Source organism: Thiohalobacter thiocyanaticus (genome assembly GCF_003932505.1).
Classification (GTDB): Bacteria; Pseudomonadota; Gammaproteobacteria; order Thiohalobacterales; family Thiohalobacteraceae; genus Thiohalobacter; species Thiohalobacter thiocyanaticus.
In genome coordinates this window covers 855,760-879,538 of sequence record NZ_QZMU01000001.1, presented here as the reverse complement: position 1 = coordinate 879,538, position 23,779 = coordinate 855,760, and the positions used below count along the sequence as shown (strand labels likewise).

The window sequence follows — 23,779 nt, the reverse complement described above, 5'->3', positions numbered from 1 at the left end:
AATTGGAGCCAGAGCCATGCAAGCTGAAGACGTCAAGCAACTGATCGAGAAGGGTCTTCCGGACGCCGAGGCCATCGTCACCGGCGACGGCGACCACTTCGAGGCCACTGTCATCAGCCCCAGCTTCGCCGATATGAACATGGTCAAGCAGCACCAGGCCGTCTACAGGACGCTGGGTGACGGCTTTCAGGGCGCGATCCATGCCCTGGCGCTGAAAACCTACACGCCCGAGCAGTGGGCCGAACAGAACCCGGAGCAGTAAGCGCCCGTCTCTGAACAGGAAACCCCGTGGATAAACTGATCATCACCGGCGACGGCCGCCTGGACGGCGAGATCCGTATCTCCGGCGCCAAGAACGCGGTGCTGCCCATCCTGGCGGCCACCCTGCTCGCCGACGGGCCGATGCGCATCAGCAACGTGCCGCATCTGCATGACGTCACCACCACCATGGAACTGCTGGGCCGTCTGGGCATGCGCCTGGTGGTGGACGAACGCATGGTCATCGAGACCGACCCCGGTACCATTCACTCGTTCGAGGCCCCCTACGATCTGGTCAAGACCATGCGCGCCTCCATCCTGGTGCTGGGCCCGCTGCTGGCCCGCTACGGCCGCGCCGATGTCTCGCTGCCCGGCGGCTGCGCCATCGGCTCGCGGCCGGTGGATCTGCATATCAAGGGCCTGCGGGCGATGGGTGCCGAGATCGATGTCGAGGCCGGCTATATCCGTGCCCGCGCCGAGCGGCTGCACGGCAACCGGCTGGTGATGGACATGGTCACGGTCACCGGCACCGAGAACCTGATGATGGCCGCGGCACTCGCCCGCGGCGAGACCCTGATCGAGAACGCCGCGCGCGAGCCGGAGGTGATCGATCTGGCCGAATGTCTGATCAGCATGGGCGCACAGATCGAGGGCGCCGGCACCGACACCCTCCGCATCCAGGGCGTGGATACGCTGCACGGCTGCGACTACCGGGTGCTGCCGGACCGCATCGAGACCGGCACCTACCTGGTCGCCGGCGCCATCACCCGCGGCCGGGTCAGGCTCAAGGACACCCGTCCGGAGGTGCTGGACGCGGTGCTGCAGGTGCTGCGCGAGGCCGGTGCCAGGCTGACCCTGGGCGAGGACTGGATCGAGCTGGACATGGAGGGCCGGCGGCCGCGGGCGGTGAATGTGCGTACCGCCCCTTATCCGGCCTTTCCGACCGATATGCAGGCCCAGTTCACCGCCCTGAACGCGGTCGCGGAAGGTACCGGTACCGTCACCGAGACGGTGTTCGAGAACCGCTTCATGCACATCCAGGAACTGCAGCGCATGGGCGCGGACGTGCGGGTGGAGGGTAATACCGCCATCACCCGCGGGGTGGAGCGGCTGACCGGTGCCCCGGTCATGGCCACCGACCTGCGCGCCTCCGCCAGCCTGGTGCTGGCCGGCCTGGTGGCCGAGGGCGATACCCAGGTCGATCGCATCTATCATATCGACCGGGGTTATGAATGCATCGAGGAGAAGCTGACCCAGCTGGGCGGCCGCATCCGGCGGGTGCCGGGGTGAGGGAGTGAGGAGTGAGGAGGAAAACCATTCCTAAGCACTCCTCACTCCCTCACTCCTCACCTGAATCAGCCCGAGCCATGTAGAGTGAAACAGAGTCTGACGCAATGACCGAACCACTGACCATCGCCGTATCCAAGGGCCGCATCTTCAAGGATTCGCTGCCGCTGCTGGCGCATGCCGGCATCGAGCTGGTCGACGACCCGGAGACCAGCCGCAAACTGATCCTCGATACCACCCGGCCCGAGGTCAAGATCGTCATCATCCGCACCATCGATGTGCCGACCTATGTGCAGTACGGCGCGGCGGATCTGGGCATCGCCGGGAAGGACATCCTGCTCGAGCACGGTGGCCAGGGCCTGTACGAACCGCTGGATCTGAAGATCGCCCGCTGCCGGCTCATGGTCGCGGGTCGGCCCGGCGGCGACCAGGCCGCGGGCCGGCTGCGCATCGCCACCAAGTATGTGCAGAGCGCGCGCAATCACTATGCGGGCAAAGGCCGGCAGGTGGAGGTGATCAAGCTCTATGGTTCCATGGAGCTGGCGCCGCTGGTGGGACTGTCGGATCTGATCGTGGACCTGGTCGACACCGGCAACACGCTCAAGGCCAATGGCCTGGTGCCGCTGGAGCACATCGCCGACATCAGTTCCCGTCTGGTGGTGAACAAGGCGGCGATGAAGATGAAGCACACCGCCATCAATGATTTCATCGGCCTGCTGGGCGAGGCGGTGGAGCAACGCAACAGCTGAGGGTCATTCCCGTCATTGCGAGGAGCGCAGCGACGTGGCAATCTCCAACCGGTTGATTCTGCATTACGAGATTGCCACGCTTTGCTCGCAATGACGGGTATTTTGTAATTAATCAGAGGTTCCCTAACTTTCGAGTCAACCGCAATGGTCGAGATCAAGCAGCTCTCCACCCGGGACGCCGATTTCTGGTCGCAGCTGGATGCCCTGCTGGCCTGGGAGGGCGTATCCGATGACCAGGTCAACCAGACGGTGCGCGATATCCTCGGGGACGTGCGTCGCCGCGGCGATGCCGCCCTGGTCGACTACACCAACCGGTTCGACCGCATGCAGGCTACCGGCATGGCCGAGCTGGAACTGGCGCCGGATGCCCTGCAGGCCGCGCTGGCGCGCATTCCGGCCGGGCGTCGCGCCGCCCTGGAGATGGCTGCCGGACGCATTCGCGCCTATGCCGAGCACCAGAAGCTGGAATCCTGGTCCTATACCGAGGCCGACGGCACCGTGCTGGGCCAGAAGGTCACACCCATGGATCGGGTCGGACTGTACGTGCCCGGTGGCAAGGCGGCCTATCCCTCCTCAGTGCTGATGAACGCCATTCCGGCCAAGGTCGCCGGCGTGCGTGAGCTGATCATGGTGGTGCCGACCCCGGACGGCGAGAGCAACGACCTGGTGCTGGCCGCCGCGGCCATTGCCGGAGTGGACCGGGTGTTCACCCTCGGTGGCGCCCAGGCCGTGGCTGCGCTGGCCTATGGCACTGAGACGGTGCCGCAGGTGGACAAGATCGTCGGCCCGGGCAACATCTATGTCGCCACCGCCAAGGGTATGGTGTTCGGCGCGGTCGGCATCGACATGATCGCCGGTCCCTCCGAGATCCTGGTCATCTGCGACGGTCAGACCGATCCCGACTGGATCGCCATGGATCTGTTCTCCCAGGCCGAGCATGACGAGGACGCCCAGGCCATCCTGCTCAGTCCCGATGCGGACTTCCTGGCGCGGGTGCGGCAGAGCATCGACAAACTCCTGCCCGAAATGGGCCGCGCCGAGATCATCCGCACCTCGCTGGGCGGCCGCGGTGCGCTGATCCAGGTTGCCGATCTGGACGAGGCCGCGCGGGTGGCCGACTACATCGCCCCCGAGCATCTGGAACTCTCGGTGGCGGATCCGCAGGCATTGTCCGGACAGATCCACCACGCCGGCGCCATCTTCATGGGCCGCTACACCGCCGAGGCGCTGGGCGACTACTGCGCCGGGCCCAACCATGTGCTGCCGACCTCGCGCACGGCGCGCTTCTCCTCGCCGCTGGGGGTGTACGACTTCCAGAAGCGTTCCAGCATCATTCACTGCTCGGCCGAGGGCGCCTCCGCGCTGGGACGGACCGCGGCCGAACTGGCCGGCGGCGAGGGGCTCAGCGCCCACGCCCGTTCGGCCGAGTACCGGGTGAAGAAATAGCCGCGCGCGCATGAGCGAAGACCTCTCACACAGGATTGAGCGGCTGATCCGCCCCGAGATCCGGGCGCTGTCGGCCTATCATGTCCCGGATCCGGGCAACTGCATCAAGCTCGACGCCATGGAGAATCCCTATCCCTGGCCGCCGGAGCTGGTCGGCGCCTGGTTGGAGCGGCTGCGTCATGTCAGTCTCAACCGTTATCCCGACCCGGCCGCCGCCCGCCTCAGACAGCGGCTGCTGACCGAAATGGGTGTGCCGGCGGGTATGGACCTGCTGCTGGGCAACGGCTCCGACGAGCTGATCCAGATGCTGGCCCTGGCCGTCGCCGGTCCCGACCGGGTGGTCCTGGCGCCGGAGCCGACCTTCGTCATGTACCGCATGATCGCCGAGGTGGTGGGCCTGCGCTTCGCGGGCGTGCCGCTGCAGGACGATTTCAGCCTGGATACCGCGGCCATGCTGAGTGCGATCGAGGCGCAGCAGCCGGCCCTGGTGTTCCTGGCCTATCCCAACAATCCCACCGGCAACCTGTTCGAGGCCGGGGATATCCATCGCATCATCCAGGCCGCCCCGGGGCTGGTGGTGCTGGACGAGGCCTATGCCGCCTTTGCCGGCGACAGCTTCATGGCCGCCCTGGCCGACTATGACAACCTGCTGGTGATGCGTACCGTCTCCAAGATGGGGCTGGCCGGCCTGCGCCTGGGTCTGCTGGCCGGCCGCGCCGAGTGGCTGGGCGAGATCGACAAGACACGCCTGCCCTACAACATCAATGTCCTGACCCAGGCCAGCGCCGAGTTCGCCCTGGACCATCGCGAGGTGCTGGACGGCCAGACCGAACAGATCCGCGCCGACCGGGCGCAGCTCCACGAGTCGCTGGCGGCCATGCCCAGCCTGACGGTGTATCCCTCCGAGGCGAACTTCATCCTGTTCCGCACCGCCGCCGGCGAGGCCGACGCCATCTTTGCCGGGCTGCGCGAGCGCAACATCCTGATCAAGAACCTCAGCCCGGCCGGCGGCATGCTGAGCGACTGCCTGCGGGTGACGGTGGGCACGCCGGAGGAGAATGCCGCCTTCATCGCGGCGATGCAGGAGATTCTGGATTTGTGACGAACAGGCCCTGCGGGCCTGAGATGCAAGTTGCAGGATACAAGTCAATGGGTTTTGCCTTGTATCTTGCAACTTGTATCTTGAATCTGCAGTTATAATAAATCCCGTGTCAGCAGCTGGCTGAGATATTCCCGGCCGCTGTCGTGCTCGATCTGCCGGATCTGTACCGGCAGGTAATCCAGGTCGGGTGCGACCCACAGGTAGGTGGTGCGGTCCTGATCCTCGCGCAGTCGTTCCAGCTTCAGTGTGTGGAACCTGCCCGCCGGGGTCTGCAGGCTCTCCTGCCTGCGAAGCCGGAAGCGGAAGGTCTTCAGGTGTCCTCCGTCAGCGACGGCATATTCCGCTTCCCGTTTGCCGTTCTGCAGATCCAGGATCAGGGCCAGCTGCACCACCAGCTTGTCCAGGGCGTCATCGGGTATCTCCATCTGCCAGCGCTCGCCCTGGACATCGTTGACGACCTGTCCGCTCGCGTGGTCGAAATGGATCCGGACGTGGCGCTCCTGATCCTTGCGCTCATGATGATATTCATACTCGTGCGGGCGGATGCGGCCGTCGTGGTAGTCGAAGCGGCTCAGCTCGCGCAGGGTGTCGTCGCGCAGCAGGGCGGCGATGCCGACGGAATCGGTCTTGGCGCTGTAGCGGTAGCCGCCGTCCGGGTCTGCCACCAGGGTGATCTCCTGATGGCCGATGGCGAGCTGGTTGACGTAGAGCCGGTACAGGGCGGTGAAGGCGGGGTAGGGCAGTTCGTCCGCGGCTGCGGCCGGCGGGAGCAGGAGCAGCGCAAGCCACAGCCACAGCGGCAGGCGGGCACGGGAAAGACTATGGCGTGGATGCGGGCGCATCGTTTGAGTGTATGCGGCCGGGCTGGTTTTGTCAGGTTGCCGCCTGGACAAGATCAAGAGCGCCACGGAATACACGGAAAGCACGGACAAGAATAATGCAGGGAACGTAAGTCGGGTTATCCCGTAGGGCGTAACCCGACATTGGTGCCAAAACTGTCAGGTCACGCTGCACCAACCCAACTTGCAAACAAAACGGATTCGCATTAAAAAATTTCCGTGCTTTCCGTGTATTCCGTGGCGCTCTTTGCTCTTGCCGGGTCAAGCGGTAAGCCTATGTCTCCAGCCGCACCGGCTCGGTCAGCGGCCGTCCGTCCAGCCGCACCTGCTCGCCATCGAAATCGATCCGCCCCTCGGCGAACCAGCGGATCGCTTCCGGGTACAGGCGATGCTCCTGTTCCAGCACCCGGGCTGCCAGGGTGTCGGGGTCGTCGTCGGGGCGGATGGGAACCTGCGCCTGGATCAGCACCGGCCCGCCGTCGAGTTCCTCGGTGACCAGGTGCACGCTGGCACCGTGTTCCGCATCCCCTTCCTCCAGCGCCCGGGCATGGGTGTTCAGGCCGCGGTGGCGCGGCAGCAGGGAGGGGTGGATGTTGAGCAGCCGCCGGGCATAGTGGCGCACGAAGTCCGGGGTCAGGATGCGCATGAAGCCGGCCAGCACCACCAGGCCCGGGGCATAGCCGTCGATGAGTTCCATCAGGGCGCGGTCGTAGGTCGCGCGGTCGGGGAAGCCCCTGTGGTCCAGTACCTGCGTCTCGATGCCGGCCTGGCGGGCGCGTTCCAGTCCATGGACGCCGGGGACATTGCTGATCACGGCGCGGATCTCGACCGGCAACCCGCCACTCACGGCCTGGTCGATGATGGCCTGCAGGTTGCTCCCGCGGCCGGAGATCAGGATGACAATGGGCAGCTTGCCGGCGGGTGCTGACATGGATCGGGCGCGCCGGCTCAGCGGCTGAATTCGACCGCGGCCTCGCCGGCAGCGATCTCGCCGATGCGCCAGGCCCGTTCGCCGCTGGACTGCAGGGATGCCAGCGCGGTGTCAGCCTGGTCGGCGGGCACCGCGATCACCATGCCCACGCCGCAGTTGAAGGTGCGGTACATCTCGGCCTCGGCGATGTCGCCGCCGTCCTGCAGCCAGCGGAACACCTCGGGCCAGTCCCAACTGGCGGCGTCCAGCCGGGCGCGGCAGCCGGCGGGCAGGACCCGCGGCAGGTTCTCCGGCAGTCCGCCACCGGTGATGTGCGCCAGCGCCCGCACCTCGACCTGCTCCAGCAGGGCCAGAATGGATCTGACATAGATGCGGGTGGGGGCCAGCAGGGCATCGCCCAGCGTGGCGTCGCCCAGGGGCTGCGCCAGGTCGGCGCCGGTGCGTTCCAGGACGCTGCGGACGAGCGAGTAGCCGTTGGAATGCGGCCCGCTGGCCCCCAGTGCCAGCAGGGCATCACCGGGACGGACGGTCTCCCCGGTGATGATCCTGTCCTTCTCCACGATGCCGACGGCAAAGCCGGCGAGATCATAGTCGCCCCTGCTGTACATGCCCGGCATCTCGGCGGTCTCACCGCCGATCAGCGCCGCGCCGGCCTGGCGACAGCCGGCGGCGATGCCCTCGACCACGGCCGCGCCGGTGTCGACGTCCAGTTGGCCGGTGGCGTAGTAGTCGAGGAAGAACAGCGGTTCGGCGCCGGTGACCACGATGTCGTTGACGCACATGGCCACCAGATCGATGCCGATGCCGTCGTGGCGGTTGGTTTCGATGGCCAGCTTGAGCTTGGTGCCCACGCCGTCGGTGCCGGAGACCAGCACCGGGTTACGGTATTTGTCCCGGGGCAGTTCGAACAGTCCACCGAAGCCGCCGAGTCCGCCCAGCACACCTTCGCGCCGGGTGGCCCTGACCGCGGGTTTGATGCGTTCGACCAGGGCATTGCCGGCGTCGATGTCCACGCCCGCAGCCTTGTAGCTGAGCGGGCCTTCGGGGGAACGGGAACTCACTGCGACGATCTCCAGTAGGGGGCGTGCCGTCGGGGGACGGGCCGCGAATGCATTTGTGCTATTGTACCGCGCAACCGGTCCCCAATACGAGACGATCCTGATCGGAAACAAGACCATGAGTGAATACCGTCTGTCACCCGCCCGGACCCTGCTGCTGGTCCTGGCCCTGCTCGGCGCGCTGCTGAGCGCTCCGGCCGGGGCGGTCGATAACATGTACGAGGTTCAGGTCCCGGTGGCGGAGCGTTCCGATGCGGCCCGGGCCGAGGCCCTGCGGCAGGCCATGACCCGACTGCTGGTGCGCGTGACCGGGGAGCGCGATGCCGCCCGCCTGGTCGGCATCGAGGCCCTGCTCGCGCAGCCGGAACAGTATGTCCAGCAGTTCCACTATCTGGATGCCGGGGCGCCCGGCTCCGGAGCGCTGGAGCTGAAGGTGCGCTTCGACGGCAGCGCCGTGGAACGGGTCCTGCGCGAACAGGGACTGCCCGTGTGGGGCCGGGAACGGCCTCCCTTGCTGTTGTGGCTGGCCGTGGGCGGCGAGCAGCGGCGCCTGATCGCGGCCGACAGCGAACATCCCCTGCCGAAGATGGCTGTGCGGGTTGGCGCGCGACAACGCGGCCTGCCGGGCTGTTCCCGATGCGGAATCTGGGAGGATCATGGCCGGTGGCTATTGGGCCGATGTATGGGGCGGTTTCTCGGGACGAGACCGTTGTGGCCGCCTCGCGCATGTTAACATCCCCAGCTGGTGTGCAGGACGGCTCAGTCCGGCGTCGGCGGCTCTGGTGGCCGCGGCGTTGACCCTTGCATATCGGCAGGACCGGCTTGTTTATGGCAATGGCAGAGCACCGGTGTGAATGCCTCAGAGGCCCTGGCCGAAGGCCTGCACCTGGCCGCCGACCGCCTGGCCCTGCGCCTGGCCGTGCGCGCGCTGGGTGCCGCCGAGCAGGTTGAGCGCATCCGGGTCCGGGATGTGCTGTCGCTGGACGATTATGCCCGCGTTCTGGATTACCTGGCGAAGCTCACGCCGGTGCGCGACGTGGAAGTGCTGGCAGTGGAGGGCAATGACCTGGATCTGCTGCTGGCCCTGGACGGTGAACGCCAGACCCTGGAACGCCTGCTCGATATCGGTCGCGTGCTGGAACGCGATGCCGCGGCGCCGGAACCGGTCTACCGGCTCACGCCCCGCTGAGGTGAGCGATGCGTCCGAGCGTCATCCCCAACCTGATCACGGTGTTCCGGTTCCTGCTGGTGCCGCCGATCGTGCTGCTGCTGCTGCGCGAGCAGTTCGGCCTGGCCCTGCTGCTGTTTCTCGTCGCCGGCGCCTCCGACGGCCTGGACGGCTTTCTGGCCAAACGCTACGGCTGGACCACCCGCCTGGGCGGGCTGCTGGATCCGCTGGCCGACAAGCTGCTGCTGATCTCCTGCTACCTGACCCTGGGCGGGCTGGGCGTGATCCCGGTCTGGCTGGCGGTGGTGGTGGTGGCGCGTGACCTGATCTCTCGGCGGCGCGGTGGTCTACCATGTGCGCATTGCCGCGCTGGAGGCCGAGCCGTCGGTGATCAGCAAGATCAACACCCTGGCCCAGATCCTGCTGGTGCTGATCGCCCTGGGCGCGCAGATCGGCCTGGTGCCGGCGGCCTGGCTGACGTACCTGGTGTATACGGTGCTGGCCACCACCGTGCTCAGTGGCGCGGACTATGTCTGGACCTGGAGCTGGCGCGCCTGGAACAGCAAGCGCGGCACGGGGCGTTTCCCATGAAGCATGAACGTTTCTGGCTGCTGCTGGTCCTGGCGCTGATCGGGGCCGGGCTGATCTACCTGCTCGGTCCGGTGCTTACGCCCTTCCTGAGCGCAGCGCTGCTGGCCTACCTGGGCAATCCGCTGGTTAACCGCCTGGCGGGGCGGATCTCGCGCACACTCGCGGTCACCCTGGTGTTCGTGCTGCTGTTCGGGGCGCTGGTGCTGGCCATCCTGATCCTGATCCCGGTGCTGGAATCCCAGATCCGGGCCTTCGTGCAGCGGCTGCCGACCTATCTCGACTGGGGGCAGCGCCACCTGCTGCCGCTGGTGGCGGGTCTGTTCGACAGCGAACCGGGCGGCGGCCTGGATGTCGAGCGCCTGCGTGAGGCGCTGGCCGCGCACTGGCAGCAGGCCGGCGGGGTGGCCGCCGGGCTGTTCCAGGCCCTGTCCAGCTCCGGGCTGGTGATCTTCGGCGTGCTGGCCAATCTGGTGCTGATTCCGCTGGTGACCTTCTACCTGCTGCGCGACTGGAACCAGCTGATCGCCGGTATCCATGAACTGCTGCCGCGCGCCATCGAGCCGCAGGTCACGCGGCTGGCCCGGGAGACCGACAGCACCCTGGCGGCCTTCCTGCGCGGCCAGCTGTTGGTGATGCTGGCGCTGGGCACGGTCTATGCCATCGGTCTGTACTGGGTCGGGCTGGATCTGGCGCTGCTGTTCGGTATGCTGGCCGGGCTGGTCAGCTTCGTGCCCTACCTGGGCGTGATCGTCGGCGTGCTGCTGGCCGGCGGCGCGGCTCTGATGCAGTTCCAGGAGCTGCTGCCGCTGGTCGGGGTGCTGGCCGTGTTCGGCGTCGGCCAGCTGCTGGAATCCTTCCTCCTGACACCCTACCTGGTCGGCGATCGCATCGGTCTGCATCCGGTGGCGGTGATCTTCGCCGTGATGGCCGGCGGGGCCCTGTTCGGTTTCGTCGGGGTACTGCTGGCCCTGCCCGCGGCTGCCGTGATCATGGTGGGGGTGCGTGAACTGCGCGCCCGGTATCTGAACAGCGACTTGTACCGGGAAGCCTGAATCGTCATGGCCACGACCCTGCAGCAACTCGCCCTGCAGCTGCGTCTTCCGGATCGCGCCCGCTTCGCGAATTTTTATCCCGGACCGAACCGGGAGTCGCTGCAGCAGTTACAGACCTTCGTTGAACAGCGCGAATCGGGGAGCTTTTTTCTCTGGGGCCGCCCCGGAGAGGGCAAGTCGCACCTGCTGATGGCAGCCGCGCAGCAGGTCAATGGCCAGGGCGGACAGGCCTTCTACCTGTCCCTGGCCGCGCCGGAGCTGCCGTCGCCGGCGGTACTGGCCGAGGGCATGGAAGGCATCGACCTGCTGGCACTGGACGACCTCGAGCAGGTGGCCGGCAGGCGTGAGTGGGAGGAAGTCCTGTTCGCGCTCTACAACCGGGTCCGGCAGCAGGGCGGACGGCTGCTGCTGGCCGCGCAGTCGCGGCCGGACCAGTGCGGTTTCATGCTGCCCGACCTGGTTTCGCGTCTGCAATGGGGGCTGGTGTTCGGCCTGCGGCCGCTGGACGATGCCGACCGCATCCGGGTGCTGCAGCTGCGTGCAAGCGGCCGCGGCCTGGATCTGCCGGATGAGGTCGCCGGCTACCTGATCAAACGTTATCCGCGTGACCTCGCCAGTCTGTGCGCGCTGCTGGAGCGGCTGGACACGGTGTCGCTGCAGGCGCAGCGGCGCCTGACCATTCCGTTCATCAAGCAGGTGCTGGAACGTGAGACGTGAGACGTAGAAAAACCTTTACAGGTTTTTCTGCAGTACGTAGGTCGGGTTAGCGCAGCGTAACCCGACACCCGCCGCGGCATGTCGGGTTACGCCTTGCAGGCTAACCCGACCTACGTTACTCGTCCCTGGAACCTCGGCCCTCGTCCCTGGTGGATCTCACATACCCAATCCCGGCCACGAACCAGGTGAGAGTCGTCATCAGCTCGATCCCGGCATAGAGCCGGTCGGCCGGGCTGCTGTAGAGCTCGACCAGGGCATGGGCGAAGTAGGCGATGGCCAGGAACAGGCTCCAGGCCACGGTGTAGCGCCGGCCGTGCAGCAGACCACGCAACGGCAGCAGCAGCGGCACACCGAGCGCCAGCAGTACCAGCGCGGTCGGCAGCTGTGCCGAAGGCGACAGCCAGCCATACCAGGCCACCAGCACCGCCAGGGTGCCGAGATGCCCGGCCAGCAACAGCCGCTGCCACACAGCCGGCGCCATGTTCAGGTGCCGGCCTGCAGCCGCAGGGTCGTCTCCGCCAGCCGTTTGCCCAGGGCCCGGCACAGGGCGGTTTCGGAATCGCTGAGCGGTCTGTCGCTGTCCGCACCGGCCAGGTGACTGGGGCCGTAGGGCGTGCCGCCGGTGGTGGTGTGCAGCAGTTCGCTTTCGCTGTAGGGCAGACCCAGCAGCAGCATGCCGTGATGCAGCAGCGGCAGCATCATGGACAGCAGGGTGGTCTCCTGCCCGCCGTGCAGGCTGGAGGTGGAGGTGAACACCGCCGCCGGCTTGCCGATCAGCCGGCCTTCCAGCCACAGGCTGCTGGTGCTGTCGAGGAAGTACTTCAACGGCGCGGCCATGTTGCCGAAGCGGGTGGGACTGCCCAGTGCCAGTGCCGCGCACTCGCGCAGGTCGGCGTGGGTGGCGTAGGGGGGGCCTTCGGCCGGGATGCTGTCCTCGCTGGCCTCGCAGACGGTGGACACGGCGGGCACGGTGCGCAGACGGGCCTGCGCCCCCGACACCTGTTCGATGCCGCGCACGATCTGCCGGGCCATGGCGGCCGTGGCCCCATGCCGACTGTAATAGAGCACCAGGATTTCGGTCATTGGTCGATGATCTCCAGGACCGCTTCGGGCGGGCGGCCGATGGCCGCGCCGGTTGCGGTGACCACGATGGGCCGTTCGATCAGCTTCGGATGCTCCAGCATGATGTCGATCAGTTCGTCATCACTCAGCGCGGGGTCGTCCGCGCCGCTGGTTTTGTACTCGGCTTCCCGGGTGCGCATCAGTTCGCGCGGCGACTTGCCGAGCAGTTTCAGGATGCGTTCCAGCTCCGTCCGGTCGGGCGGTGTTTTCAGGTATTCGATGATCCGCGGCTGTACGCCCTGTTGTTCCAGCAGTTGCAGGGTCTGGCGGGACTTGCTGCAGCGCGGGTTGTGATAGATCACTGTATGATTCGTCATATTCGCTCGTTCCGGTTGTGCCTTGTTTACAGGCCTGAATTCTAACAAAGCCGCCGCTGATCTTCTTGACGCTTTCCGGTGCCCGGTGTAGCTTGCATCGTTACTAACGTTCTCATTGGTAAAACAGGTAGTTCAATGATGTCGACCCGGCCAGGCATACAGGCCGGCGATGCAGGCGGATGAATGGTTACGTGCTGAGATTATGGTGTCTGCCCCGATGGCTTGCCCGTGCCCTGCTGATGGCGCTGCTGTTGGCGGGCTGTGCCATGGCGCCGGTGCAGGAGATGAGCGATGCCCGCCAGGCGCTGCTGGCTGCAGAGGAGGCCGGGGCGCAGGAATATGCCGGCGACACCCTGGCCAATGCCCGCGCGTATCTGGGACGGGCAGAGCAGGCGCTTTCAGCGCATGACTACGAACGGGCACGGGAACAGGCCGAACTGGCCAGCGCAGCGGCCCGGGAGGCCCGGGAGCTTGCCCTGGAGCGCATGCAGCAGCGGCCGCGGGAATAAATCCGGTGCTTCACTGCGTCTTCGGGAATTGAGGGAATCCTGCGCGGGATCATGGAATCCGCGGACCGGCTGGGCTGGATTGACATTCATGTCGCGCCCGGGTACCGTCATCCGACAATGATTTCGGCAATGGAATCAATCACCAACAAATCAAACCATCCCACCACCAGTTTCTGGAGATGTCAGTTATGAGACCATGCTCCCCGCCAAGTACCTGTCCATTTCTCTGCTGGCCGTCGGCCTGATGGCCGGCTGTGCCACCCAGCCCAAGCAGGAGCCGGCCGACACCGGGCCGAGCGCGGCCGTCACCCAGGCCCTGGATGCGGCCAGCGCCGCCATGGACAATGCCAAGGCGCACGACTGGATCTGGCGGGATACCGAAAAATACTACGCTGCTGCCGAGAAGGCCGCGAAGGAAGGTGATGACGCCACCGCCATCAAGCTCGCCAACAAGGTGCGCGAGCAGGCCGAGGACGCCGTCAACCAGTACTATCTCGAAAAGGCCAAGCCCATGCTCACCGAGCTGCGCGGCTACAGCCTCAGCAGTGATCAGAAGCGGCGCATGGACAGCGGTGCGACCGCCATCACCCAGGGCGAGGGCAAGCGTGCCTATGACCTCCTGAGTGCTCTGCTGGCCGAGGTGCGTTCCGCCAACATCCAGTACACGGTGGAACCGGGCGACAGCCTGTGGGGAATTTCCGCCAAACCGGAGATTTACAACAATCCCTACCAGTGGCCGCTGATCTACAAGGCAAACAGCGACAAGATCCAGGATGCCGACCTGATTCATCCCGGCCAGGAGTTCTCGATCGATCGCAATCCCTCCGCCGCCGAGGTTGATGCCGCCGTCGACCACGCCAAGACCCGCGGCGCCTGGTCGATCGGCGAGGTGGAAGCCTCCGATCGTGATTACCTCGGTGGACTGCGCGTCAGGTAAGACCCGCGTTCAGAAGCGATACCGGACGGGGCCGCAAGGCCCCGTTTTTTTGGGGGCGTCACGGAGGCGCAGGCACAGGGCCTGGTCGGTCCGGCGCGGCCTATGCGAGAGGGTTGTAGCAGAAGCGTTCGTAGAGTCCGGTGAATTCCACCAGCTGGGTGCATTGGACAGCTTCAAGCTGGGTGCCCCGCAGCAGCTCCAGCGTGCGCTGCGGGCGGAACATGCCCTTGGCGGTGATCAGCAGATTGTAGCGGGCGTCATTGTGCGTGATGCTGGTCTCCAGCGCAGGCTGGAGGGAAGCGCCCTGGCTGTCCCGGCCCGGTCGCAGGGCGCAGGGGCTGACCTCCCGGGCGATGTACTGCAGGCCCATCTCGCGGTGATGCGGCTGTCGGACCAGCCATCTGACGGTGGCGATCAGCCACTGCGGGTCATCCGCGTCTGATCCGGCGAGGCTGACGGCCAGGATTTCCCCGACCCGGATCCGGGGCGGGCCCTCGAGGGGCAGCTGCACCGCCAGTCCGCCCGCGCCGCGGTTGAGCAGGCTGCAGCGATAGGCCTGGTAACTGGCTGCGGTTGTGGCCTGGGCCGGGCCCTGGTCCAGGCCGATTTCGATCGCCTCCTCGTCGTCCGGTTCCAGGTAGTCGCGCGGGTCGAAGGCCACGCCCCGGTTGTGCAGGTAGAAACAGGCCTCCAGTCCTACCGCCAGTTGCACGGTCTGATCCGAATCGAAGCGTGCCAGCTTGCGCTGCGGGGGGTTGGTATACAGGCTCTGCAGCCGTTGCAGCAGCTGGCGCGCATCCTGTCGGCCGATGGCTTCGGACAGGCCGAGCTGTGCCGGGGGCGTGCCCTGGTCCAGGGCCTGGATGCCGGTATCGATGGCCTCCAGCAGCGGGGCCGGATCCAGCCAGTACCAGCGCGCCGGATCGGCATCCGCCGGCGGCTCCTGGTGCCATTCCGCGGGTTCGCAGTCGATGCATACGGCCCGCGCCTGCGGGCTGTCGGGTGCGCGCGGCTCGGCCCGCAGGCCGCTGTGCCGGATCCGGGTGGAAAGGAAGCCGAAACAGTCCCACAGGGTTCCGTGCGGCAGCCGGAAGGGATCGCTCAGACGCATGAAGGCCATGAGGGCATAGCTGCCGGGGCCGTCGAGTCGCCCCTGCGCAAAGGGCAGGGGCGTGGTGATGGTCTGCGGGCCGAGCGCATGCTCCCGGCAGTAGCGCAGCAGGGTCCCGGCCTCGCGCCAGAGCTGGGTGTCGGTGGGCAGGTAGCTCTGGTAACGGGTGGCCAGCAACAGGGCGATCAGGTGCATGGCCAGGGTCACGGCCTGGTACAGATGCCTGGGTTTGCGCAGCAGGTGACGTTCCTGCTGGGCATCGTTGATGACGTACTTGAAACCGATCAGCAGCTCTTCGGTCAGCCGGTCCAGGGTGTGCAGCCTGGAGGCGGCGAGCGGATCCTCCGTGGCGGGCGGCGACCGCCGCAGCGGTTCATGCAGTCGCTGGAAGGCTTCCAGGAAACTCAGCAGCAGTTCATGCCGGTGCGCGGCATCGAGCGGCTGATGATGCAGGTCACGCAACCGGCCGATGAGCTGATGGCTGGTGTCCAGCGTATTGGTGTAGGCCAGCTGGTCGATCCACTTGCGGACCGTGCCGGTGCGGGTGTCGACGCCCGGCAGGGGCGATTGCGGCGGTACGGGCAGCAACATGGGATCTCCACAGGTAATTTTATGGATTATTCAGTATTTGGCGGTGGCCTTTCAAGCATCCGTGGGGTATAAACCTGCGCGACCTGCCGGAGAAATGGAAACTTTTGGCGGCCTCGCGCGTCTCTGAGGGTAACGGTGCGCTTTGCGCACCTGCCAGTGTCAATTGACGGGATTATTCAATATGCGACTTTTTGCAGCACTGCTGATGGCAGTCAGTGTTTTTACCGCATCGCCTGCGCGGGCCGAGCCGGTCGATTTCTCGCTGCGTGATCTTGATGGCGAGGCGCGTACCCTGTCGGAGTTCCGCGGCAAGTGGGTGGTGATCAATTACTGGGCCACCTGGTGCCCGCCCTGTCTGGAGGAGATTCCGGATCTGGTCGAATTCCACGAGCGTCATCACGACAGCGATGCCGTGGTGATCGGGATCAACTACGAGGACATCCCGGAACCGCAGCTGCGGGCCTTTACCGAGGAGCACTCCATCAATTACCCCATTCTGCAGGCCGAGGACATGCGCCCGGCGCATGAGCGCCTGGGCGTCGGCGGCCTGCCCACGACCTACATCATCTCGCCGGAGGGTGAGCCGGTCGCGCGCCAGATCGGCGGGATAACCGACGAGGTGCTCGAGGACTACATCAAGCAGAAACAGGCCGAGCGGGCTTCCGCACGGCTGCAAACACAGTAAAGAGACGGATCGATGATGCATAAGTACTGGTACAGGATATTGTCACTCACTGCAGCCCTGCTGTTGCTGCCGGGGCTGTCCGGCGCCCGGGAGCTGCGCGATCCCGGCGAGTATTTCTTTGATCAGACCTTCGGGGATTTCAGCGAGGAACTGCAGCTGGCGCGGGACGAGGGCAAGACGGGGATCCTGATGTTCTTCGAGATGGACGAATGCCCCTTCTGCCATCGAATGAAGGAGATGGTGCTGAACCGTGCGGCGGTGCAGGATTACTATCGGGAACATTTCCTGATCTTTCCGGTGGACATCGAGGGCGATATCCAGATCAAGGATTTCGACGGCCGCGAGATGGCCATGAAGGACTTTGCCTTCGAGGAGCACCGGGTGCGCGCCACGCCGGTGTTCGTGTTCTTCAATCTCGAGGGTGAGCCGGTTGCCCGTTACACGGGCGCGACGCGCGATGCCGAGGAATTCATGTGGCTGGGCGAATACGTGGTCGACGGGGTCTACAGGGAGATGCCCTTCACCCGTTACAAGCGCGAACGCCGCAGCGAGGCGCGTGGCGGCTGAGGCGCCTGTCCGGGACGCGTTCGTTTGCGTCCCCCGGGCATGCATGCCAGCATACTAATGAGAATGTAAGTTAGACGACACTCAGGGCTTCAAGCCGCGTCTGCATCAAGGCGCGGTGCGCCGGGAATGGCCCAGCCCTTGCCAAGCGCCGCAACGCCGAGGTGGACGCGGCTTGAAGCCCCTGACAATCTGATTTTGAAAAGGACAGGCCGTTGTGTGCTCACGTAGGCCTGTGTTATCGAAGCTTGCTGTAGGAGTGCTACAGCGGCGCTTCGCTGCCTTGGCCTACGTGAGCGCACAACGGCTGAGTGTCGTCTAACTTACGTTCTCATTAGTGAGCCGCATTGAAACCACCAGTGAACTGCCTGTTGGATCCTTTTCGCGTGTACCTGTCCCGTCCCCTGCTGGGGCTGCTGCTCGTGGCATCGGCCGCGCCGGCCGGGGCCGCCGACGCGGGTGATGCGGACGCCCTGCCGCCCCTGCCCGAACCCCTGACCCTGCAGGCCGCCCTGGAAGCGGCCCGCCCGGACCATCCCGATCTGCTGCTGGCCGAGGCCGAACGTGATCTGGCACTGGCCGAGCAGGCCTCAGCCGAGGCGGTGACCGGCCTGCGGGCCTCGGCCTTCGCCGAAGGCCGCTATGTCGAGCCCTCGCCGCTGGCACCCGAACCCGGCAGCGATGATTCCCGTGCCAGCCTGCTGCTGAGCAAGCAACTGTACGATTTCGGCCGCACCCGGTCCGCCGTGGCGGCGGCCGAGGCCGGCCATGCGGGACGCGAACTGGCCTATCTGGATGCCGCCTACCGGCAGCGGCTGGATATCATCGCCAGCTATCTGGACGTGCTGCTGGCCGATCTCGCCTTCCTGGTGCAGAACGAGGCCATGGCCATCGTGTTCGTGAACCTGGACGAGATACGCGACCGCCACGAGCTGGGCCAGGTGTCCGATGTCGAACTGCTGGAGCAGGAGACCCGGTATCAGGAGGTGCGCATCCGGCGCTACCGGGCCCAGGCCGACCAGCGGGCCGCCCGGGTCCGGCTGGCCGAGGCGCTGGGGCGGCCGGGAGAGCTGCCGAGCAGCCTGACCCCTCCGTCCCTGGCTGCGATCGAGCGCGAACTGCCCGGGTTGCAGGCGCTGCAGGCCCGGGTGCTGGAACACAATCCGGCCGTGCGGGCCGCGCGCGCCGGGGTCGAGGCCGGCCTGCAGCGGCTGGAGGCCGCGCGTGCCGGCCGCCGCCCGCTGCTCACCGGCGAGGTCGAGGCCGCCGAGTATGCCAAGGACTTCGGTTCCCGCGACGAGTGGCGTGCCTCGGTGATCCTCGAGGTGCCCCTGCTCACGGGCGGGACGGTCAAGGCCCGGGTCGCCCGGGCCCGGGGCGAACTCAAGCGGGCGCGGGCGGAGCTGGCCCGGCGTCAGCTCGAGCTGCGTCAGCGCCTGGTGGATCTGTTCGAGCGGATCCAGGTACTGCAGGCCCAGCGTGACGAGGCCTGGACCCGCCAGGATTATCGCGACCTGTATCTGGACCGCAGCCGCTCCCTGTACGAGCTGGAGGTCGAGACCGATCTGGGCGATGCCATGGTCGAGTCGACCCGCGCCCGGCTGCTGGCCGCGCAGGTGGATTATCAATTGCTGTTGGCATGGGCGCAGCTCGATGCCCTGCGGGGACAGGAACCCTTGTCTGTGCAGGCCCGCGCGCCCGGGGAGGAGGGAGAATGAGCATGATGCCTTACCGGTTGATCGGTCTGGTGGTGTTGTTCGCAGCCGGATACGCGGGCGCCCAGGGGCTGGAAGGCCGGCTTGAGTCGGGGCCGGCGCAGGTGCTCAGCCTGCCTGTCTCCGGTGTGATCGAGACGGTGGCGGTGGCCTCCGGTGACCGGGTCGAGGCCGGTGCCCGCCTGCTGGCGCTGGATGCCCGCGTCTACCGGGCCGAGCTGCGCCGGGCCGAGGCGGTCCTGGCCGAGCAGGAAGAGGTGCGGGCCGAGGCCCGGCGGGAATGGGAGCGGGCGCAGGAACTGTTCGATCGCACCGTGATGTCGGAACGTGACCTGCAGCTGGCGAAAAACGCCATGCTGGCCGCCGAGGCAACCCATGCCGAGGCGCAGGCGGCCCGCACCCGCGCGGCCTGGGAGCTGGAGAAGAGCGCGCTCGAGGCCCCGGTGGCCGGCCGTATCCTGGCGCTGCACGCCTATCCGGGCCAGGTGGTGGTGAGCCGCGACCAGGCGCCGCCGCTGCTGGAACTGTTGCCGGCAGGCCGCTGGCTGGTCCGGGCCGGGCCCGGCTCCGGTTACCGGGTGGGCGAGGCCGTCCGCGTGCGCGTGGGCGAGGCGGATTACGCCGGTCGGATCACCCGGGTCCGGCCTGTCCCCGACAGCTCCGGGGCAGCCGAGGTGGTGGTCGGGTTCAGCGCGGCGGACAACGCCGACCTGCAGCCGGGCATGCCGGCACGGGTGAGCCGGCCATGATCGTCGCGCGACGCTGTTATGTCAGCGGCCGGGTGCAGGGAGTGTTCTTCCGTGCCACCACCCAGCGCCAGGCGCGCGAGCTCGGACTGAGCGGCCACGCCCTCAATCTGCCCGACGGTCGGGTGGAGGTGCTGATCTGCGGTCCGGTCGATGCGGTGCGTGCCCTGGTGAACTGGCTGTGGGAGGGTCCGGACGGTGCCCGCGTCACGGCGGTCGAATGCGATGATGTGGAGCCGGTGGACCAGGAAGACTTCAGGGTGGGCTAGGGCCCCTTCTACAGTCTCACCCCCGCCAGCCGCGAATCCGCCTGCGGCTCCGGGGTGAGCACCGTATCGTGCGGCGGCTGGCGGCTGTCGGCCCCGGGGTAGTCCAGGGTGTAGTGCAGGCCACGGGATTCCTTGCGGGCCTCGGCCGAACGGATGATCAGTTCTGCCACCTGCACCAGATTGCGCAGCTCCAGCAGGTCATTGGTGACGCGGAAGTTGCTGTAGTACTCGTGGATCTCGCGCTGCAGCAGTTCCACCCGCCGGCGTGCCCGCTGCAGGCGCTTGTTGGTGCGCACGATGCCGACATAGTCCCACATGAAGTGGCGCAGCTCGTCCCAGTTGTGACTGACCACCACTTCCTCGTCCGAATCCGTCACCCGCGACTCGTCCCAGGGCGGCAGCGCGACCGGCACTGCGCTGGTTGCCAGCCGGCGGCGGATATCCTCGCCGGCCGCCTGCGCGAATACCAGGCATTCCAGCAGTGAATTGCTGGCCATGCGGTTGGCGCCGTGCAGTCCGGTATGGGTGGTTTCGCCGATGGCGTAGAGACATTCCACATCGGTGTGGCCGTCCAGGTCGGTCATCACCCCGCCGCAGGTGTAATGGGCGGCCGGCACCACCGGCAGCGGCTCGCGGGTCATGTCGAAGCCGAACTCCAGGCAGCGGGCATGGACGGTGGGAAAATGCTCGCGGATGAAGGCCGCCGGCTTGTGGCTGATGTCGAGCAGTACGTGATCCACACCCAGGCGCTTCATCTCGTGGTCGATGGCGCGGGCGACGATATCGCGCGGCGCCAGTTCGCCGCGCGGGTCGAAATGCTGCATGAAGGGTTCGCCGTCGGGCAGCAGCAGCCGGCCGCCCTCGCCGCGCACCGCTTCGGTGATGAGGAAGGACTTGGCGTGCGGATGGTACAGACAGGTTGGGTGGAACTGGTTGAACTCCATGTTCGCCACCCGGCAGCCGGCGCGCCAGGCCATGGCGATGCCGTCCCCCGTGGCCGTGTCGGGGTTACTGGTGTAGCGGTAGACCTTGCTGGCGCCGCCGGTGGCCAGGACCACGCAGCGGGCCGCGAACAGTTCCACCCGCTGGGCGTCGCGGTTGAGCACATAGGCGCCCAGGCAGCGGTTGGCGCCGCCCCGGCCCAGCTTGCGGGTGGTGAGCAGGTCCACGGCGATGTGGCGCTCCAGCAGCCTGATGTCCGGGTGTTCCCGGGCCCGGTCCACCAGTGAGGTTTCGATGGCCCGGCCGGTGGCATCGGCGGCATGGATCACCCGGCGGTGGCTGTGACCGCCCTCGCGGGTCAGGTGGTACTCGCTGTCCCCGCCCGGGTGACGGGTGAAATCCACGCCATGATCGATCAGCCACTGGATGGCCGCGGGGGCCCGCTCCACCGTGAAGCGCACCACCTCGGGATGACACAGGCCGGCGCCGGCGCTGAGGGTGTCCTGGATATGGCTGTCGAAGCTGTCATTGGGGTCCAGCACGGCCGACACCCCGCCCTGGGCGTAATAGGTGCTGCCTTCGGTGATGCTGCCCTTGGCCAGGACCGCGACCCGGGCCTGGCCGGCCAGTTCCAGTGCCAGACGCAGACCGGCAGCGCCGCTGCCGATGATCAGTACGTCATAGTCGTGTTGCTGCTGCATCCGTCTTTGATTGCCGCCTGAAATCGGGTAAGGTGGGCCGGGTTTGCTGCCTTGCTCCGGCCCCGGGTAGTGAGCCATCCAGTCCGATGAACATAACCCAAACTCCGATAAACATAACCTAAACTACTGCCGCAGGCGAACTTTTCTTGATTTCTCCTGTCTATAGTCTGCTGTGGGCCCAGGCCCGGCAGTGAAGGAGCCCGGATGACGGCACAGAACGGGGATCAGTTGCTGGTCGAGCGCGTCCAGCGCGGCGACAAGCAGGCATTCGATCTCCTGGTCCGCAAATACCAGCATAAACTGGTGCAGCTGATCGGCCGCTATGTCTCCAATCCGGCCGATGCCACGGATATCGCCCAGGAGGCCTTCATCAAGGCCTACAGGGCACTGCCGTCATTCCGGGGTGACAGCGCCTTCTATACCTGGCTGTACCGGATCGCCATCAACACGGCCAAGAATCACCTCCTGGCCCAGAGCCGGCGGCCGCCGGGCGGTGATATCGATGCCGGGGATGCGGAACAATTTGCCGGGGACTCCGGTCTCAAGGAGTACGCCACCCCGGAACGCCTGCTGCTGCGGGACGAGATCCAGGCGACCATCAACGACGCCATCGAGGCGCTGCCCGAGGATCTGAAGACGGCGATCATCCTGCGCGAGCTGGAGGGGCTGAGCTACGAGGAGATCGCGCGGGCTATGGACTGCCCGATCGGTACGGTGCGTTCCCGGATCTTCCGGGCCCGGGAGGCCATTGAAAAGCGTCTGCAGCCCCTGCTGGGCTGAAGCACGAGAGGTGACACGATGACAGATCAGGTTAAGGAACAGATCTCCGCCCTGGTGGACGACGCCCTGCCGCAACAGGAACGCTCGCTGCTGCTGGCGCGGATGGTCAGCGACACCACGCTGCGTGAGACCTGGAGCCGCTACACGCTGATCCAGGATGCCCTGCGCAATCACCTGCCCGAACGGGTCGAACCGGGGCTGAGCCAGCGGGTGATGGCGGCGCTGGACGCCGAAGCCGACCATGACCGGTCCGGGACTGCCCGGCCCCGGTTCGCGGGCTGGGCCCGGCCACTGGCCGGTCTGGCCGTTGCGGCCTCGGTGGCGGTGCTGGCCGTGGTCATGTTCCAGCCCGGCGACCCCGGCCCCGGTACCGGGGTCCAGGTCGCCGACGCCGGCGCACCGCCGGTCGCGGAGGATTACCGCCGGGTCGATACCAGTCAGTGGCAGGGTCAGCAGGCTCCGGTCAGCGAGCGGCTCAACCAGTACCTGGTCAATCACAATGAATTCGCTGCCCGCAATGGCATGCCGGTGGTCGCCCCGCACGTGCGTATCGTCGGTTTCGACCAGGAGCGGCGCTGAGGCATGTCGCGACGGCCACGCGTCCCGTCCTTCCCGGCAGCATCCCGGATTCCGCGGTGGCTGGCGCTGCTGCTGACAGCCGCCCTGTTCAGCCAGCCGCTCGCCGCCGGCGAGGCCTTTGACTGGCTGGACCGCATGTCCGCGGCAATCCATGACCTCAACTACCGCGGCACCTTCGTCTATCAGCACAACGGCAAGCTCGAGGCCATGTACATCGTGCATCGCGGCGGTGAAGACAGCCGCCAGCGCCTGTTCGCCCTGAGCGGGGCGGCGCGCGAAGTGGTCCGCGACCAGGAGGGGGTGACCTGCATCCTCTCCGACAGCAAGGCAGTGATGGTTGACCGCAGCCTCCCGCGCGGGCCCTTCGCGGCCCTGCCGCGGGATCTGGAGCAACTCAACCGTTATTATCGATTCAGTCTGGGCGGGACCGACCGGGTACTCGAACGCCACAGCCGGGTGGTGGTGGTCGAGCCGCGCGATGACTACCGCTATGGCTACCGCTTCTGGCTCGATCGTGAGCATGCCCTGCCGCTGCGCTCGGCGCTGGTGACGGCCGCCGGCAGGCCGCTGGAGCAGATGATGTTCACCCAGCTCGAAGTACTGGAACAGGTCGATGACGCCGCTCTGCGCCCGGAACTCGGCGGCGAGCACTTCACCCGCTTCGAGGGCCCGGGACCGGATACGGAGGAAGAGGTGCCGGCCGCGGCCGGCAGTGACTGGGAATTCACCTGGCTGCCGGCCGGCTTTGAGCTGCGCGGGCACAACTGGCATGGTATGCCGGTCAGCGGCCAGCGGGTCGAACACTGGGTATACGGCGACGGCCTGGCCACCGTGTCGGTCTATATCGAGACCTATGACGAGACCAGCCCCCCGGGCCTGCAGGGCCTGTCGAACATGGGGGCGGTCAATGCCATGGGCCGGACTCTGGACGGCCACCATGTTACGGTGGTGGGCGAGGTGCCGGCGGAGACGGTCGAGCGGCTGGCCATGGGCGTGCGGCGCAATGACTGAAC

27 protein-coding genes are annotated in these 23,779 nt (G+C 66.7%); 19 read left to right on the top strand and 8 right to left on the bottom strand.

The window, feature by feature from the left end:
• Positions 1 to 16: 16 nt before the first annotated feature.
• The 5 genes from D6C00_RS04120 to hisC all read left to right on the top strand — a co-directional run bounded on the left by D6C00_RS04120 (position 17) and on the right by hisC (position 4,842).
• Complete coding sequence (locus D6C00_RS04120; RefSeq protein WP_125180436.1) at positions 17 to 262, top strand: BolA family protein; 246 nt, start codon at positions 17 to 19, stop codon at positions 260 to 262.
• A 26-nt stretch (positions 263 to 288) separates the two neighbouring features.
• Positions 289 to 1,548, top strand: coding sequence for a UDP-N-acetylglucosamine 1-carboxyvinyltransferase (gene murA, locus D6C00_RS04115; protein ID WP_125180435.1), 1,260 nt, complete (start codon positions 289 to 291; stop codon positions 1,546 to 1,548).
• A 104-nt stretch (positions 1,549 to 1,652) separates the two neighbouring features.
• The gene (gene hisG, locus D6C00_RS04110; protein WP_125180434.1) at positions 1,653 to 2,294 is read left to right on the top strand and encodes an ATP phosphoribosyltransferase; all 642 of its coding nucleotides are present in this window, start codon (positions 1,653 to 1,655) and stop codon (positions 2,292 to 2,294) included.
• A 144-nt stretch (positions 2,295 to 2,438) separates the two neighbouring features.
• Complete coding sequence (gene hisD / locus D6C00_RS04105; protein ID WP_125180433.1) at positions 2,439 to 3,740, top strand: histidinol dehydrogenase; 1,302 nt, start codon at positions 2,439 to 2,441, stop codon at positions 3,738 to 3,740.
• A 10-nt stretch (positions 3,741 to 3,750) separates the two neighbouring features.
• Positions 3,751 to 4,842: a histidinol-phosphate transaminase gene (gene hisC / locus D6C00_RS04100; RefSeq protein ID WP_125180432.1), complete on the top strand. Its 1,092-nt coding sequence runs from the start codon at positions 3,751 to 3,753 to the stop codon at positions 4,840 to 4,842.
• Positions 4,843 to 4,934: 92 nt separating this feature from the next.
• Here the strand turns inward: hisC and D6C00_RS04095 are convergent, their stop codons facing one another.
• From D6C00_RS04095 to purM, 3 genes are all read right to left on the bottom strand, one after another.
• A complete protein-coding gene (locus D6C00_RS04095) occupies positions 4,935 to 5,684 on the bottom strand; it encodes a DUF3108 domain-containing protein (RefSeq protein WP_125180431.1) in 750 nt (249 codons plus the stop codon).
• 271 nt (positions 5,685 to 5,955) lie between these two features.
• Positions 5,956 to 6,612 (bottom strand): phosphoribosylglycinamide formyltransferase, encoded by a 657-nt coding sequence (gene purN / locus D6C00_RS04090; protein ID WP_125180430.1) that lies wholly within the window; start codon positions 6,610 to 6,612, stop codon positions 5,956 to 5,958.
• A 17-nt stretch (positions 6,613 to 6,629) separates the two neighbouring features.
• Positions 6,630 to 7,673, bottom strand: a complete 1,044-nt coding sequence (gene purM, locus D6C00_RS04085) for a phosphoribosylformylglycinamidine cyclo-ligase (protein ID WP_241546790.1) — start codon at positions 7,671 to 7,673, stop codon at positions 6,630 to 6,632.
• Between the two features lie 115 nt (positions 7,674 to 7,788).
• Between purM and D6C00_RS04080 the strand changes: the two genes are divergently transcribed.
• The 4 genes from D6C00_RS04080 to hda all read left to right on the top strand — a co-directional run bounded on the left by D6C00_RS04080 (position 7,789) and on the right by hda (position 11,198).
• Positions 7,789 to 8,403, top strand: coding sequence for a DUF2066 domain-containing protein (locus D6C00_RS04080; RefSeq protein WP_125180428.1), 615 nt, complete (start codon positions 7,789 to 7,791; stop codon positions 8,401 to 8,403).
• A gap of 117 nt (positions 8,404 to 8,520) precedes the next feature.
• On the top strand, positions 8,521 to 8,859 hold the full coding sequence (locus D6C00_RS04075; protein ID WP_125180427.1) for a hypothetical protein: 339 nt from the start codon (positions 8,521 to 8,523) through the stop codon (positions 8,857 to 8,859).
• 8 nt (positions 8,860 to 8,867) lie between these two features.
• Positions 8,868 to 10,481, top strand: coding sequence for an AI-2E family transporter (locus D6C00_RS04065; protein ID WP_241546789.1), 1,614 nt, complete (start codon positions 8,868 to 8,870; stop codon positions 10,479 to 10,481).
• A gap of 6 nt (positions 10,482 to 10,487) precedes the next feature.
• The gene (gene hda / locus D6C00_RS04060) at positions 10,488 to 11,198 is read left to right on the top strand and encodes a DnaA regulatory inactivator Hda (RefSeq protein ID WP_206609500.1); all 711 of its coding nucleotides are present in this window, start codon (positions 10,488 to 10,490) and stop codon (positions 11,196 to 11,198) included.
• A 115-nt stretch (positions 11,199 to 11,313) separates the two neighbouring features.
• Here the strand turns inward: hda and D6C00_RS04055 are convergent, their stop codons facing one another.
• From D6C00_RS04055 to arsC, 3 genes are read right to left on the bottom strand one after another with little or no spacing between them, the layout of a single operon-like run.
• Positions 11,314 to 11,679 (bottom strand): DUF2069 domain-containing protein, encoded by a 366-nt coding sequence (locus D6C00_RS04055; protein WP_125180425.1) that lies wholly within the window; start codon positions 11,677 to 11,679, stop codon positions 11,314 to 11,316.
• 2 nt (positions 11,680 to 11,681) lie between these two features.
• Complete coding sequence (gene wrbA, locus D6C00_RS04050; protein WP_125180424.1) at positions 11,682 to 12,281, bottom strand: NAD(P)H:quinone oxidoreductase; 600 nt, start codon at positions 12,279 to 12,281, stop codon at positions 11,682 to 11,684.
• Complete coding sequence (arsC, locus tag D6C00_RS04045) at positions 12,278 to 12,637, bottom strand: arsenate reductase (glutaredoxin) (protein WP_125180423.1); 360 nt, start codon at positions 12,635 to 12,637, stop codon at positions 12,278 to 12,280. The genes wrbA and arsC overlap by 4 nt, the downstream gene beginning before the upstream one ends.
• Positions 12,638 to 12,828: 191 nt before the next feature.
• On the opposite strand from arsC, the gene D6C00_RS04040 reads away from it, so the two are divergent.
• Together D6C00_RS04040 and D6C00_RS15980 are read left to right on the top strand one after the other, a co-directional pair.
• Positions 12,829 to 13,146: a DUF4398 domain-containing protein gene (locus D6C00_RS04040; RefSeq protein WP_241546788.1), complete on the top strand. Its 318-nt coding sequence runs from the start codon at positions 12,829 to 12,831 to the stop codon at positions 13,144 to 13,146.
• A 196-nt stretch (positions 13,147 to 13,342) separates the two neighbouring features.
• Positions 13,343 to 14,083 (top strand): LysM peptidoglycan-binding domain-containing protein, encoded by a 741-nt coding sequence (locus D6C00_RS15980; protein WP_241546787.1) that lies wholly within the window; start codon positions 13,343 to 13,345, stop codon positions 14,081 to 14,083.
• A gap of 100 nt (positions 14,084 to 14,183) precedes the next feature.
• On the opposite strand, the gene D6C00_RS04030 is transcribed toward D6C00_RS15980, so the two are convergent.
• The gene (locus D6C00_RS04030; RefSeq protein WP_125180422.1) at positions 14,184 to 15,785 is read right to left on the bottom strand and encodes a PilZ domain-containing protein; all 1,602 of its coding nucleotides are present in this window, start codon (positions 15,783 to 15,785) and stop codon (positions 14,184 to 14,186) included.
• A gap of 181 nt (positions 15,786 to 15,966) precedes the next feature.
• Between D6C00_RS04030 and D6C00_RS04025 the strand changes: the two genes are divergently transcribed.
• The 5 genes from D6C00_RS04025 (at position 15,967) to D6C00_RS04005 (ending at position 19,764) form a co-directional block, all read left to right on the top strand.
• Complete coding sequence (locus D6C00_RS04025; RefSeq protein ID WP_125180421.1) at positions 15,967 to 16,470, top strand: TlpA family protein disulfide reductase; 504 nt, start codon at positions 15,967 to 15,969, stop codon at positions 16,468 to 16,470.
• A gap of 12 nt (positions 16,471 to 16,482) precedes the next feature.
• Complete coding sequence (locus D6C00_RS04020; RefSeq protein ID WP_125180420.1) at positions 16,483 to 17,037, top strand: thioredoxin family protein; 555 nt, start codon at positions 16,483 to 16,485, stop codon at positions 17,035 to 17,037.
• Positions 17,038 to 17,420: 383 nt separating this feature from the next.
• Positions 17,421 to 18,752 (top strand): TolC family protein, encoded by a 1,332-nt coding sequence (locus D6C00_RS04015; protein ID WP_158675279.1) that lies wholly within the window; start codon positions 17,421 to 17,423, stop codon positions 18,750 to 18,752.
• Positions 18,749 to 19,498: an efflux RND transporter periplasmic adaptor subunit gene (locus tag D6C00_RS04010; RefSeq protein ID WP_158675278.1), complete on the top strand. Its 750-nt coding sequence runs from the start codon at positions 18,749 to 18,751 to the stop codon at positions 19,496 to 19,498. The genes D6C00_RS04015 and D6C00_RS04010 overlap by 4 nt, the downstream gene beginning before the upstream one ends.
• The gene (locus tag D6C00_RS04005) at positions 19,495 to 19,764 is read left to right on the top strand and encodes an acylphosphatase (protein WP_125180417.1); all 270 of its coding nucleotides are present in this window, start codon (positions 19,495 to 19,497) and stop codon (positions 19,762 to 19,764) included. The genes D6C00_RS04010 and D6C00_RS04005 overlap by 4 nt, the downstream gene beginning before the upstream one ends.
• A gap of 8 nt (positions 19,765 to 19,772) precedes the next feature.
• Here the strand turns inward: D6C00_RS04005 and nadB are convergent, their stop codons facing one another.
• Positions 19,773 to 21,407 carry an L-aspartate oxidase gene (gene nadB, locus D6C00_RS04000; RefSeq protein ID WP_125180416.1) on the bottom strand — a complete coding sequence of 545 codons (1,635 nt, stop codon included), beginning with the start codon at positions 21,405 to 21,407 and terminating at the stop codon, positions 19,773 to 19,775.
• A 204-nt stretch (positions 21,408 to 21,611) separates the two neighbouring features.
• On the opposite strand from nadB, the gene rpoE reads away from it, so the two are divergent.
• From rpoE to D6C00_RS03985, 3 genes are read left to right on the top strand one after another with little or no spacing between them, the layout of a single operon-like run.
• Positions 21,612 to 22,187 carry an RNA polymerase sigma factor RpoE gene (gene rpoE / locus D6C00_RS03995; protein WP_125180415.1) on the top strand — a complete coding sequence of 192 codons (576 nt, stop codon included), beginning with the start codon at positions 21,612 to 21,614 and terminating at the stop codon, positions 22,185 to 22,187.
• A gap of 18 nt (positions 22,188 to 22,205) precedes the next feature.
• The gene (locus D6C00_RS03990) at positions 22,206 to 22,766 is read left to right on the top strand and encodes a sigma-E factor negative regulatory protein (protein WP_125180414.1); all 561 of its coding nucleotides are present in this window, start codon (positions 22,206 to 22,208) and stop codon (positions 22,764 to 22,766) included.
• A 3-nt stretch (positions 22,767 to 22,769) separates the two neighbouring features.
• Positions 22,770 to 23,777: a MucB/RseB C-terminal domain-containing protein gene (locus D6C00_RS03985; protein ID WP_125180413.1), complete on the top strand. Its 1,008-nt coding sequence runs from the start codon at positions 22,770 to 22,772 to the stop codon at positions 23,775 to 23,777.
• Positions 23,778 to 23,779 lie beyond the last annotated feature (2 nt).